This is a genomic window from Brucella sp. H1_1004, from assembly GCF_047308065.1.
GTDB lineage: Bacteria > Pseudomonadota > Alphaproteobacteria > Rhizobiales > Rhizobiaceae > Brucella > Brucella pseudogrignonensis_B.
The window spans coordinates 1,591,227-1,604,058 of record NZ_JAYKZA010000002.1 but is presented as its reverse complement, the minus strand read 5'-3'; the positions used below and the strand labels follow the sequence as shown (position 1 = coordinate 1,604,058).

Here is a 12,832-nt window from a genome sequence, read left to right as displayed (position 1 = left end):
CTATTTTTTAGTTCATCAAAATTATGTGATTGTGATGAATTTATAAGCGACTAAAATTAAAAATGTAAAAAATTCGCATTTATTTTTGTAAAACGCTTCAAAACAGCAGTCTTAGAACTCTTTACGAAACATAATTACCGCAACAGGACAATCCTTGATCAATCTTATGCCCAATATTGAAGCAAAACTACCTGTGCATATTAATTCTCTTAATATAAAAATTGGCTGAAATTGGAAATCCTATCCCTATTTCGAAGCAATTGTGGCATGAAATGTGTTCGATCCTCCTCAAAGTTTGCACGGGATTCCATAATGAGTCGCCTCTTTCTTCTTCGACATGCCAAAGCAATCTGGCCAAAACCAGCCATGAAGGACTTTGACAGATCGCTGGATGAAGAAGGCATAGCTTCATTGGACGGGCTCGCAAATGTGATGAAATCATCTGGATCGCTTCCAGACAGGATTATTTTATCCGCTTCTTCCAGAACCCGCGAAACGGCGTTTGGATTAGTCGAGCGACTTGGTATTGATGTTGAGACGGTCATTGATCAGACCATTTATAGCGGTGGGGCTGGTGAATATTTGCAGGCTATAATGAATAATTCGAGTTCCAACAAATTAATGCTGGTCGGGCACAATCCGAGTATCGAGGATCTTGCACTGGCGCTGACAGGTGATGGTGATCCGCATAGCGTGGCAAGGCTTGAGGCAGGCTTTCCCAGAGCTGCACTCGCAACATTCACATTTGATGGACCATTGTCAGAGATTGCGCAGAAGCAGGGTTTCCTGGAAAGTTTTCTAGTTCCACGCTGAATGCATAGCACAACGATATTGCTGACGCCTTGTTGATATGCCTCACAAGTTCCTATCTATGGATTTGACATGGCGCAATTTTTACGAGGGCACAATTGGTAAAACTGACCAGTCTCGGCGATGAAGCACGGATCGCACTCGACACGTTGACCGATCGGGCAACCGGCCTGATGTCTCCTTCGCTTAGGCTTGGTGTCACTGGTCTGTCCCGCGCGGGCAAAACCGTTTTCATCACGGCTCTTGTGCATAACATGGTGCATGGCGGTCGTCTGCCGCTATTCGAAGCTTATAAGTCAGGCCGCATATCGCGCTCGCAGCTTGAGCCACAACCAGATGACGCTGTGCCGCGTTTTCAGTATGAAGAACATCTTTCAGCGCTACTTGATGATCGCATCTGGCCGGATTCTACGCGTGCCATATCGCAGCTTCGCCTGACAATTGAATACGAAACTGCATCGGCATGGGGGCGCTGGCTTTCACCGGGAAAACTTTCTGTCGATATTGTCGACTATCCGGGTGAATGGCTGCTCGACCTGCCTTTACTCGGCAAGACCTATCGTGAGTTCAGCGCCGATTCCTTTGCGCTCGCAAATGAACCAACGCATAAGGATCTGGCTCAGGAGTGGATTGCTGAAGCCCACACTGTCACACCTTCCGATAATGCTGATGAACTCACTGCACAGCGCCTCGCGAAGAGTTTTACTGCCTATTTGCGTGCCGGTAAGGCTGATGAGCGGGCATTATCGACGCTTCCTCCGGGGCGTTTCCTGATGCCGGGTGATATGGATGGTTCACCTGCCCTCACATTCGCGCCATTGCCTGATCTGCAGCTGGAAGATTTCAAAAACGGCAGTCTGGCTGCAATGATGGAACGCCGTTATGAGTCCTATAAAACACATATCGTAAAGCCGTTTTTTCGCGAGCATATCGCGCGTCTTGATCGCCAGATCATCCTGATTGACGCCATGCAAGCTATGAATGCTGGTGGCGCTGTTGTTGCCGATCTTGAACGAGCACTGACCGACATCATGTCCTGCTTCCGCCCCGGTCGTGCGAATTTGCTGACGGGGGTTATTCAGCGCCGCATTGGTCGTATTCTGGTGGCCGCCACGAAGGCCGATCATCTGCATCACGAAAGCCATGACCGCTTGCAAGCCATTGTTCGGCGCCTGGTCGAACGCGCGATTGAGCGAGCAGATTTTTCTGGTGCCGACATTGAGGTTCTGGCTATGGCTGCTGTTCGCGCCACTCGCGAAGCAACGGTTAAAGAAGGCAAGGACACGCTGCCAGTTATCATCGGAACGCCACTCAAGGGGGAGCGGATCGATGGTGAAATCTTTGATGGTGAAACAGAAACTGCTATATTTCCCGGTGATTTACCAAAAAATCCTAATGTAATATTCGAACCATCGCTTTCGAGTGATGATCCTGCAATTCGCTTCGTCCGTTTTCGCCCGCCGCGCCTTGAACGCACGGCGGAAGGTATCACGCTTTCGCTGCCGTATATCCGGCTTGATCGTGCATTGCAGTTTCTGATTGGAGATCGTCTGGCATGAGTGAGCAACCTCCACGTAAACCAGCGGCCTTTAGCGTTCAGCAGCCTGCGGAAAAGGGTGTCGCAGCAGAAACACCGCGCCGCCCGCGCGCCGTTACTGATCTTGAGAAAGTCGTACCAGACGTTGACGTTTTTGCGCTGAGTGAAGAAGAAGCTGACGAGCTTGAGATTCTGGATCCGGCCTTTGAAGCGCCACCACGAAGTCGCTGGTCTTTGAGCAAGGTCTTGTTCGGTGCGCTGGGTGTTCTCACGTCCTTTGCCATTGGTATTTGGATTGAAGATCTCATCCAGGCGCTGTTCTCACGCGCTGATTGGCTTGGTTGGACAGCGCTTGGCGTGGCGATGGTGGCGCTTGCAGCATTTGTGGCAATTATTGCGCGCGAGTTGATGGCTCTTCGGCGACTGGCTTCGGTGCAGCACTTGCGAAAACATGCAGCAGATGCAGCTGATCGCGATGATATGGCAGCAGCGCGAAAAGCGGTCGATGAGTTGCGCGGCATCGCGGCAAGCTTGCCGGAAACCGCACGCGGTCGGCAAATGCTGGATGGTCTCACGGAAGAAATCATTGACGGGCGGAATCTCATTCGCCTTGCCGAAACGGAAATCCTGCGACCGCTGGACCGTGAAGCACGTGCGCTGATCCTCAATGCGTCGAAGCGCGTTTCGATTGTCACGGCTATCAGCCCGCGTGCGCTTGTTGATATTGGCTATGTAATTTTTGAATCAGCGCGTCTCATACGCCGGCTTTCACAGCTCTATGGTGGGCGACCGGGAACGCTTGGCTTTCTCAAGTTGGCTCGTCGCGTTGTGGCACATCTGGCAGTCACAGGCACGATTGCCATGGGCGATAGCGTTATTCAGCAACTCATCGGACATGGGCTTGCGTCGCGCCTTTCGGCAAAGCTCGGCGAAGGCGTGGTCAACGGTCTGATGACCGCGCGGATCGGCATTGCCGCTATGGATGTGGTTCGACCCTTCCCGTTTAATGCAGAAAAACGCCCCGGTGTTGGCGACTTTATTGGCGATATCGCTCGATTAAATGGCGATAAGGCTGTAAAGTTAAAGGATCGTAGCTAGAAAGCTTTTTATTCTCGCTAAATTTGCCAGCTTTAATAGCGATGACAATAAAGCATTAACCATTCACGACGATTATGAGAGATGAATTTAGGGTGTTCGAATCTTTGATCCTTGCGCCATAAAACACTCTGCCCTTCGGTTGCGGCGTGTTTACAAATAATCTATTGGAACTGTGCCCTTCAGGCCAAAATTCCGGGACAGAGCTGACTATGAAAAACACCATCGCTGCATGCCTCACGCTCCTGCCCGCATCGCTTTTCGTTGCGCCATCTCTGGCCGCAGATAAGGATGAACAGTTTTTCCAGACAATCGAAGGCCAGTGGTCCGGTCCGGGTGAAATTGTTGCTGGTAAATACAAAGGCACCAAATTCGTCTGCAATCTCGCTGGCACAACGCCGGATGCCGCAGTCGGCATGACACTTGATGGTACATGCCGCGTTGGTGTTTTCTCACAGGCGATGAAAGCGACAATCACACGCGATGGCTCTACCTATTCCGGTAAGTTTAACGATGGCGCAGAAGGCAAAGGCCTGAACGTCACCTCCGGCACGGTCTCAGGCAACAAGGTTGTTCTTGGTCTTAACCGCAAAGAATTGAACGGTGCGATGCTTGCGCGTGTCGCTGACAAGAACACGATGAATGTTACAGTATCTGTGCGCGTTGAGAAGGAACTGGTTCCGGTGATCGGTATGAGCCTCAAGCGCGTTGACAATATCGCTGTTGGCAGCATCGCGAAAAACTAAAGCTCTCTATTTTTCAAGCCACCAGCCCGCATCCGTGCGGGCTTTTTCTATGTCTGAACTTGAGCAGGCACCGTTCCATTCGGAAACACTTTTGCCAGTAATATTAAGTTCTGGTGCAATATCATTGAGTGGAACCAGCACGAAAGCGCGTTCCTGAATGCGCGGATGCGGCAGTTCGAGCGTCGCATCATTCATGATGATCGCCTCTCCTGCTTTTGTTTGCATCGCAAGAATATCAATATCAATGATACGCGGTCCCCAACGCTCAAGGCGAACGCGCTTCAATGAACGCTCCACATCAAGGCAGATCTCAATCAATTGAAGCGGTGCAAGCGTGGTTTTGATTTCCGCACAGGCATTATGAAACCAAGCCTGATCCGTCTTGCCCCAGGGCGGTGTGCGATAGACCTTCGATACTGAGACGACTTCTGTGTCGTGCCGGGCATCAAGCAGTCTTAAGGCTTTTGCGATAGACGCAATTGGATCATCAATATTGCCGCCAAGACCAAGCCAGGCGCGATAAGGCAATTCATTGTTCATCAGCGCGGATAAACCACCGTAACTTCAACATGGTCAAGTACACCCGGAACCGGCGCATTTGGCTTGCGAATGGTGATTTCGGCGCGTTTGATCTGCGGGAAACGTTCAGTCAAAGCTTTGCCGACGTCCAGCGCAAGTGTTTCGATCAGATAACGCTGACGACCAGTAATAATGTCCTGAATAACGGTAAAGGCGATGCCATAATGAACAGTGCCTTCAATATCGTCATTTTCCAGGGATGAACCGGCATCAACATCAAGTATTGCATCGACATAGAAGCGCTGCCCGAGCTTATTCTCTTCGTCAAAGACGCCGTGATGCGCGAAGAAAGCGCAATTCATAATGCGGATGGTATACACGGCTCTTTTCCTATTGTGAACGTGCTCTGCTTTGCAGGATAGCATCAGCAACTGCAAGGGCGTCTCTGTTAAACGCGACATTATGAACGCGGAAAATGCCGGCTCCTGCCAAGCGTAGCGCTACCGATGTCGCAGCAGTTCCTATATCGCGCTGCAAAGGCTCAGCCTGTCCGGTCATCGCACCGATAAAGCGCTTCCGCGAAGTCCCGACCAACAGAGGATAACCGAAACGCTGCAATTCTTCCATGTGCGCCATCAGCGCAATGTCCTCATCCTGACTTTTGCCAAAGCCAAAACCCGGATCAAGCGTAATATTCGAAGCGTTGATGCCTGCCCTGCCCGCTATTTCGAGTGACCTATCCAGAAATGCAAATTGATCGGCGATCACGTCTGCATCGGTCTCCCGGTCCCGGCTTGTATGCATAATGACAAGCCCCGCACCCGTCTCTTTCGCAACTTGTGCAATTTCCGGTTCTTTTTGCAGTCCCCAGACGTCATTGACGATATGTGCACCCGCTTCCACCGCAAGCCGCGCGGTTGAAGCGCGGTAGGTATCAATAGAAATGATACAGCCAAATTGCTCGGTCAGTGCACGAATGATTGGCACAACGCGCGCAGCTTCTTTTTCTGCGTCGACTTTGGCCGCACCCGGACGGGTTGATTCACCACCCACGTCGATTATCGTAGCGCCTTCATCAAGCATTGTTTTTGCAGCAGCCACCGCATTATCCAGCTCAATATGCTTGCCACCATCGGAGAAAGAATCTGGTGTAACGTTCAAAATACCCATGATGACCGATTTTGAACCCAATTGGAGGCTACGGCCATGAGCGAGCTGCCATTGTTTGATCATTCAATGATATTCCAATTGTTTATTAACGCTGCCGACACAACTCTCTAACGAGAGTGCCATTTTATGAATGCGTTATAGTTCTCTTGACGATTGCATGCCATGTTGCTCATCAATGAATTTGCAATTTTCTTTCTGGTTTATGAAGAGGTGCCGGAACATGTCTTTGAAAAAACGAGTTCTGGCATTGGGACTGGCTTTTGCCATCATTGCTCCACAGGCGCAGGCAGCTTCGATTTTCCGAACCTTCAGCTATTATAATGTGAATGGAAAAACTGCAGAAGATCTCGATAAGGCTTTGTCACGAAGCGGGCCTTTTCTGAAAAAGACCGGCCAGCACCATCCGGGTGCCGCCGAGATACGTTTTGATGCCAAGGTCCGTTATGGCCGCGCCACAGGTCAGAAAGCCTGCAAGGTGCAGGATGTTTATGTGAACGTTCATGCCAAGGTCATGCTGCCGCGCTGGAAGCAGCGCCGCAAAGCTGAACCGGAAATCGCACTGATCTGGGATACACTTTATCAGGATATTCGCCGCCACGAAGAAAGTCATATCGTGATTGCCCGCAGCCATGCAAGCGAAATGGAACGTCAAATACGGTCCTTACGCAGCCGCAAAGATTGCGCTTCGCTCCGCGCTGACATTGATAAAGTAACGGAAAAGCTGATGGCAGCACATGATAAAGCGCAGGAAAGATTTGACCGTGTTGAAACGATCAATTTCGAACGCCGTTTTGAGCGCTTACTGACTTATAAGCTCGAAAAGATGGTTCAATAACCGAAATTTACAAATGCCGCTGAGTTGCATCAACACATTTCAGCGGCATCTTTGTATAATGCAATCTTAGTTCTGGCGATCTGGCACTCTGATCACAACACCATTGAGCTCGTCGCTTACACGGACCTGGCAGGAAAGACGCGAGTTGGGCTGCGGCTCGTAAGCGAAATCCAGCATGTCTTCTTCCATGGCATCTGGTCCGCCAACAACCTCGGTCCACTCTTCGTCAATATAAACGTGACAGGTTGCACAGGCACAAGCACCGCCGCATTCGGCATCAATCCCCGGCACGCCATTGCGAACAGCCGCTTCCATCACACTTGATCCGTTATCAGCCTCAACTTCAATGCGTGAAGCGCCATCGGCGGATACGAAGATAATCTTTGTCATTTTAAGTTCCTGAACACGCGCGTTCTGCGTGTTTGATAAGCTCATGCGATGCAAAGTGATCGCTGTGAGTTCTATTAATATCTTGCAGACGCAAATACGGCCTTATTCAAAGAGTTTCAACCGCCATAACCTGTTGTTTAAGCCAACTGCGCCAATATGCCGTTATGATCACATCTTCTGGGGTTAAACGCTGCCATTAGCATCCCACCCCTTGTCGGGACCACGATGAAAACATTAATATCGGCGTCAATAAGCCTATTCGATACGGGCACGATGCAGCAAAGTTGAATCAAACCCAAAAGTGCAAAATATTGCCAGTTCACTTTTTACGTGTATTTTTGTTAACGAATTGAAGAATAGATATTTTGGTTATAGGATAAGCGAGTGCGATTTCCACAGAATGATCATTAACTATGAAACGCCAGATTTCCGGGGTTTTATGCAACTCAGGTCATTTCTGTTAACCTTGTATTTAAAGTTTTACAGATCAAGCTTGGGCGCCTATTTCCTTAACAAGCCCGAGCCGATACGATGAAAAATGGCGGAGTAAGTTTTGTAACGGCTCTCAGTTGATCCGGCCGTCGCAGTAAAGAGTACGAGGTAGGCAAGGCTATGGCTTCTAAATCCAAGGCGCAAAAGCTCGACCACGAGGTTGAACAGGCACTTGAACATGCACTCGACATCGAATTCGGTGACGACTTTGACATTGATATGGATTTGAGTGCGCTTGACGAAGAGTTCTCTGTCGATGACCTCGAAGAGCAGATTTCGCGCGCAGCCGAAGAGCTGGTTGCTGAGCAGAACACGAAAGTGGTCGATGCTGCGACTGTTTCTCCTATAGACATTACTACCGAAGGAACTGCGAAGGCTGAAGCGATTGCAACCGTTTCCGTCATTGCCAGCCCTGCCGCGCCACCCATGCCGCCAGTTGTTAATGCTGCCTTCCCAACTGCTAAGCCAGAAGCTGCCAATGTTTCGTCAAAGCCAGCCAACAAAGCAAAGCCTGCCGCTCAGGAAGCAGCTCCGAAGCCCGCCGCTTCGCCTGCCTCTGTTGTAGCTGCAACGCCTGCCGCAGCTCTTACGCCGGCCAATGATGATACACGTAGCAGCCGTACAATTATTGCTGCGCCTCGCCGTGTGACTCAGCGTTCCTCCAAGCTTTACTGGACAACGACTGCCATGAGTGTGCTTTGGGCCGCCGGCGGTGTCGCTATCAGCAAGGCAATCAGCCCCGACGTATTTTCGAGCCTTCAGGCAACAACAAATTTCTTCACCTCAGCTTCAGGTATCGGTGTGATTGCCGGTGTAGCATTACCTATTGCTATGTTCTGGGGCTTTGCACACATCGTCAAACGCGCCCAGGAAATGCATGTTGCTGCACGCAGCATGTCGGAAGCAGCACTCAAGCTCTTGCAGCCTGAAGCAGCAGCCGGTGATCGCGTATCGACGCTCAGCCAGGCCGTTCGTCGCGAAGTTGCTGCGATGAATGAAGGCATTGAACGTACACTCGCACGCGCTGTTGAGCTTGAAACGCTTGTTCAGTCTGAGGTTAATCAGCTTGAACGTGCTTACACCGATAACGAAGTTCGTATTCGTTCGCTCGTCAGTGATCTTGGCAATGAACGCGAAGCCGTGGTCAGCCATGCGGAGCGCGTACGCTCTTCCATTACGGGTGCGCATGAGCAGCTCAAGGAAGAATTGTCGAGCGCTGCCAATATCATACGTGATAATGTTGCATCTGCATCTGAACAGCTTAGCTCGCTCTTGGGCGATTCTGGTGAGCGTCTGATCAGCAGCATTAATGAAAGCGGCGGTGCAATTGCTGATGCAATTGAAACGCGTACCGGTGACATTGCAACTCGCATCACAACTTCTGGCGAAGCTTTCTCAAGCCAGCTGGACTCTCGTATTACAACACTCGACCAGCAATCACGTGAGATTTCAGAACGCGTTAGCGCGGCACTTGATGAGCGTACCGCTGGCATTGCGACACTTCTTGGTGGAGCAACGCAGTCGATGGTCAGTGAGTTTGATGCACGCCTGACCCAGCTCGACACAACGCTTAATGAACGTGGTCGCTCGCTTCTCACTGAGTTTGAAACGCGTGCTCATGCGCTCGATAGCAGCACAGAGAAACTTAACGCGGCTCTTGAAACCCGCTCGCGTCAGATTAATGAAAACCTCATTGCACGTACCCGTGAGATTGCGGAAACCTTCTCAGGTGGCCGCAATGCACTGAGCACGATGATCGATGAGACAAAGGCAAAGATCAGTGATGATCTGACCTCGATCAGCGTCAGCGTCGGTAATGTTCTCAATGAAAATGCCACAGCATTTGCCGGTAAGTTGTCGGAAAGCCGTGATGTTCTTGCAGCGTCGCTTGAAGGTGAGACCGAGCGCGTTTCAGCTGTTATTCGCGGTCATGCCGATACACTTGCTGCCCGCACGAACGACATCGAAAGCGCTATCAACAAAAGCGCTTCGACTCTCAATTCGGTTGCGGAACATCATGCAGCAATTCTCGCTGACAGAACCAACGTTCTTCAGGAAGAAATGGCAAACAATGCTTCGCGTCTTGATGCGACATTTGCTGATCACGCCCGTTCACTGGATGAACGCGCTGCTTCCCTTAGCGGTGTCATTGCCGGCAATCAGGCTATGCTTGCTCAGTTGATGGACGAACGCACAACAGCATTACGCGATAACTTCAATGAAAATCGCGAAGTTTTGGCGCGCACTTTCGATGAACGTGTTGCATCGCTAGAGGCGCTCATTGCTGGAAATCAGCAGGAGCTTGCTCGCGTGTTTGACGAGCGTTCGCATGCAATCAGCCAAACGATCGGTGCCAGCCGCGATGCATTCGAGGCGACATTTACCGATCACGTACAGCGCGTTGAAGAACGCACAAGCGGTCTTCGTTCGGTCCTGAACGATCACAATAGTGCCCTTGCCCAAATTCTTGATGGTCATGAACAGACCATTGAAGGTCGCACGGCTGCAATTCGTGAAACATTGACTGAAAGCACAGCTTCGCTGAGCCAGGCACTACAAGATCACGGAGATATTCTTTCGCAGCGAACAGACAACCTGCACAATGCGATTGAAAACAGCAGCGATAGCATCAGCCGCGTCTTTGAAGGCCAGACTGGTATTATCGAAGAACGCACGCAGACAATGGAAAAGGCGCTTGCGATTGGCGTCGATAATGTTCGTCGTGCTCTTGAGCAGAGTGCTGGCACGGTTGCAGGTTCGCTGCGTGACAAGATCACAGAAGCAGCAAGCATTCTTTCCGCAGAAGCTGCGAAAGCTGGTCAGTCGCTTGATGGATTTGGACAGAGCTTCACTGCTGATCTCAGCAATAATCTCGCCGCCACAGAACAACGCCTCAGCGAACGCGCAAATGCAATTGCATCCCGTATGTCCGAGATTGAATACAGCATTGCAGAGACCGCTGCCAAAACCAGCGAGACGCTGGCCGGACACGGTGAAGCCTTTGCTGCAAGCGTTGCTGAAAATCTGGCAGGCACAGAAGCTCGTTTGAATGAGCGTGCAAGCACCATTGCCGGCGGCCTTGAAGCCATTGAAAGCCGCCTCACCGGCGAGCTTTCGGCGATTGAAGCCCGTATTGCTGATACTGCAAGCAAGACAAGTGAAACACTGGCTGGCCACAGCGAAGCCTTCTCGTCGAGCGTTGCCGACAATCTCGCAGGCACCGAAGCGCGTCTTAACGAGCGTGCAAGCGCGATTGCTGTTGGCCTTGAAGCCATTGAAAGCCGCCTCACCGGCGAACTTTCAGCAATTGAAGCACGTATCGCTGATACTGCAACCAAGACCAGTGAAACGCTGGCTGGCCATAGTGAAGCCTTCTCAACTAGCGTTACTGAGAATCTGTCGGGGACCGAAGCTCGTCTTACCGAGCGCGCAGATGCTATTGCGACACGTCTGGGAGACATTGGTTCGCGTATCACTATGGAACTCGGTTCTGTTGAAGCGCGTATCGCTCAGGTAACGGATACAACTGCTGTTACCCTTGAAGAACGTACCCGCGAACTCAATGCGGTTCTCTCCGCTCGTTCGCAGGAGATTACGCAGATCCTCAACGATACTGCGGAACCTTTGGTTCAGCGTCTGGCTGACAGCGGTCGCGGCCTTGCAGAACAGCTCGAACAGGCAACCCATGCAGCAACCGATCGTCTGCGTGCGGAAAATGCTGCCCTCGTCAACGCACTGGCTAACCGTACAGCTGAAACCATTGCTGCGGTTCAGCAGGCAAAATCCGGTCTTTCGGAAAATGTCAGTGAGCTGATTGAACGCCTCTCGGCGTCGAATGGCGAACTTGGCAAGTTGATCGATGCGGCCGCAAACAACCTTAATAGCATTGATGGCCGCCTTGTCGAAACAACAAGTAACTTTGTTGAGAATGCAAACCGTGCAGCGCAGATGTTCCAGGCTTCGACTGGTCTCATTGATACAAATATCGGCACCCTTCGCGCACTCTCCGATGGAACTTTGTCGCAGATTGCAGATATTGCCGAGCGTTTTGAAGATCATGGAAAGGTTCTCGCGACCGCGTCCGATATGATTAACTCAGCACAGAACGGTCTTGCTGGTACACTTGAAGATCGTCATCTTGCACTCGACAAGCTGGCTGCTGGCCTGGTTGAAAAATCGGAAGGCATCGAAAAATTGATGCAGTCGTTTGAATCTGCCGTCACGCTCGCATTCCAGCGCGCCGAAGGCCAGACACGCACATCGGCTGAAAAGATGCGCGAAAGCGTCGCTGAGATCGTTGAACAGGCTTCGCAGAAGTTCTCTGCTGCTACCGACGATATTCGTCGCACTGCAACGGAAATTCGCAGCGAACTCGACACGACCCGCGGCGAACTCAAGCGCGGCGTTCTCGATATGCCCGCGGAAGCCAAGGAAACGACGAGCGCAATGCGTAAGGCAGTTGGCGAGCAGATCAATGCTCTGAAAGAGCTGGCTGAAATCGTCAATAAGTCGGGCCGTCTGGTCGATGTTGGCGAAAGCCGTGCAGATCGTCGGGTTTCGCGTCCAGTACAGACCCAGCGTGCAGCGCCTGCTCCTGTTCAGGCGCCTGTAGCAGCAGCGCGCACACAGCAGGCAGACGGAGCAGTTCGCAGCCGTCCAGTTGAGACTCCAAAGGTTGCGCAACCAGTACAGTCTTCCGAAAAGCCACGCGGTTGGGTTTCTGACCTTCTTGCTCGTGCATCGGTTGAAGACGAAGTTTCTGCTCCTTCTCAGGCACAGCCAACACAGACGCCACGTTCGCCGAGCCATGTTGTTGAATCGCTCAACTCGCTCTCGGTGGACATCACACGCGCAATTGATCATGAAGCATCGGTTGAATTGTGGGATCGTTACCGCCGCGGTGAGCGCAATGTCTTCACGCGTCGTCTTTATACCCTCAAGGGTCAGCAGACGTTCGATGACATCAAGCGTAAATATCAGACCGATGGTGAGTTCCGCCGCGCGGTTGATCGCTACATGGACGACTTCCAGCGCTTGCTCGAAGACGTTGCACGTAACGACCGCGACAACATGGTAACTCAGACTTACCTGACGTCGGACACCGGCAAAGTTTACACGATGCTGGCTCATGCAAGTGGACGTCTGCGTTAAGAAAAACGGACATAAATAAGAAAAACGCAGCCAAAAGGCTGCGTTTTTTTATTTTCATTTTATGATTTGTTCTGTTTTTGAGTGTCA

General features: G+C 51.2%; 9 protein-coding genes and 2 pseudogenes. 7 read left to right on the top strand and 4 right to left on the bottom strand.

Annotated features, from left to right (window positions below; translation table 11 throughout):
- Positions 1-312 precede the first annotated feature (312 nt).
- The 4 genes from U2P60_RS15160 (at position 313) to U2P60_RS15145 (ending at position 4,188) form a co-directional block, all read left to right on the top strand.
- The gene (locus U2P60_RS15160; protein ID WP_413573237.1) at positions 313-813 is read left to right on the top strand and encodes a SixA phosphatase family protein; all 501 of its coding nucleotides are present in this window, start codon (positions 313-315) and stop codon (positions 811-813) included.
- A gap of 95 nt (positions 814-908) precedes the next feature.
- A complete protein-coding gene (locus tag U2P60_RS15155; protein WP_413573236.1) occupies positions 909-2,369 on the top strand; it encodes a YcjX family protein in 1,461 nt (486 codons plus the stop codon).
- A complete protein-coding gene (locus U2P60_RS15150) occupies positions 2,366-3,445 on the top strand; it encodes a YcjF family protein (RefSeq protein ID WP_413573235.1) in 1,080 nt (359 codons plus the stop codon). Before U2P60_RS15155 ends, U2P60_RS15150 begins: the two co-directional genes overlap by 4 nt.
- A gap of 209 nt (positions 3,446-3,654) precedes the next feature.
- Positions 3,655-4,188, top strand: coding sequence for a hypothetical protein (locus U2P60_RS15145; RefSeq protein ID WP_250040729.1), 534 nt, complete (start codon positions 3,655-3,657; stop codon positions 4,186-4,188).
- Between the two features lie 6 nt (positions 4,189-4,194).
- Here U2P60_RS15145 and folK read toward each other — a convergent pair whose 3' ends face one another.
- From folK to folP, 3 genes are read right to left on the bottom strand one after another with little or no spacing between them, the layout of a single operon-like run.
- The gene (gene folK / locus U2P60_RS15140) at positions 4,195-4,728 is read right to left on the bottom strand and encodes a 2-amino-4-hydroxy-6-hydroxymethyldihydropteridine diphosphokinase (RefSeq protein ID WP_413573234.1); all 534 of its coding nucleotides are present in this window, start codon (positions 4,726-4,728) and stop codon (positions 4,195-4,197) included.
- Positions 4,728-5,087 carry a dihydroneopterin aldolase gene (folB, locus tag U2P60_RS15135; protein ID WP_250040731.1) on the bottom strand — a complete coding sequence of 120 codons (360 nt, stop codon included), beginning with the start codon at positions 5,085-5,087 and terminating at the stop codon, positions 4,728-4,730. Before folB ends, folK begins: the two co-directional genes overlap by 1 nt.
- A gap of 10 nt (positions 5,088-5,097) precedes the next feature.
- A complete protein-coding gene (gene folP / locus U2P60_RS15130) occupies positions 5,098-5,940 on the bottom strand; it encodes a dihydropteroate synthase (RefSeq protein WP_413573233.1) in 843 nt (280 codons plus the stop codon).
- Positions 5,941-6,097: 157 nt separating this feature from the next.
- On the opposite strand from folP, the gene U2P60_RS15125 reads away from it, so the two are divergent.
- Positions 6,098-6,712 carry a DUF922 domain-containing Zn-dependent protease gene (locus tag U2P60_RS15125; protein WP_313826522.1) on the top strand — a complete coding sequence of 205 codons (615 nt, stop codon included), beginning with the start codon at positions 6,098-6,100 and terminating at the stop codon, positions 6,710-6,712.
- A gap of 66 nt (positions 6,713-6,778) precedes the next feature.
- Here U2P60_RS15125 and U2P60_RS15120 read toward each other — a convergent pair whose 3' ends face one another.
- Complete coding sequence (locus tag U2P60_RS15120) at positions 6,779-7,102, bottom strand: 2Fe-2S iron-sulfur cluster-binding protein (protein ID WP_413573232.1); 324 nt, start codon at positions 7,100-7,102, stop codon at positions 6,779-6,781.
- Positions 7,103-7,633: 531 nt separating this feature from the next.
- Here U2P60_RS15120 and U2P60_RS15115 point away from each other — a divergent pair.
- Both U2P60_RS15115 and U2P60_RS15110 read left to right on the top strand, forming a co-directional pair.
- Positions 7,634-7,913 (top strand): annotated as a pseudogene (locus U2P60_RS15115) (hypothetical protein); the annotation flags it as partial.
- Positions 7,914-8,179: 266 nt separating this feature from the next.
- Positions 8,180-12,745: pseudogene (locus U2P60_RS15110) on the top strand (kinesin); the annotation flags it as partial.
- Between the last annotated feature and the right edge of the window lie 87 nt (positions 12,746-12,832).

Bases quoted from the DNA above. Each gene is read 5' to 3' on its own strand.
- U2P60_RS15160 (WP_413573237.1), top strand. From the start codon at position 313: ATGAGTCGCCTCTTTCTTCTTCGACATGCCAAAGCAATCTGGCCAAAA.
- folP (WP_413573233.1), bottom strand. From the start codon at position 5,940: ATGATCAAACAATGGCAGCTCGCTCATGGCCGTAGCCTCCAATTGGGT.
- U2P60_RS15125 (WP_313826522.1), top strand. From the start codon at position 6,098: ATGTCTTTGAAAAAACGAGTTCTGGCATTGGGACTGGCTTTTGCCATC.
- folK (WP_413573234.1), bottom strand. From the start codon at position 4,728: ATGAACAATGAATTGCCTTATCGCGCCTGGCTTGGTCTTGGCGGCAAT.
- U2P60_RS15145 (WP_250040729.1), top strand. From the start codon at position 3,655: ATGAAAAACACCATCGCTGCATGCCTCACGCTCCTGCCCGCATCGCTT.
- U2P60_RS15150 (WP_413573235.1), top strand. From the start codon at position 2,366: ATGAGTGAGCAACCTCCACGTAAACCAGCGGCCTTTAGCGTTCAGCAG.
- U2P60_RS15120 (WP_413573232.1), bottom strand. From the start codon at position 7,102: ATGACAAAGATTATCTTCGTATCCGCCGATGGCGCTTCACGCATTGAA.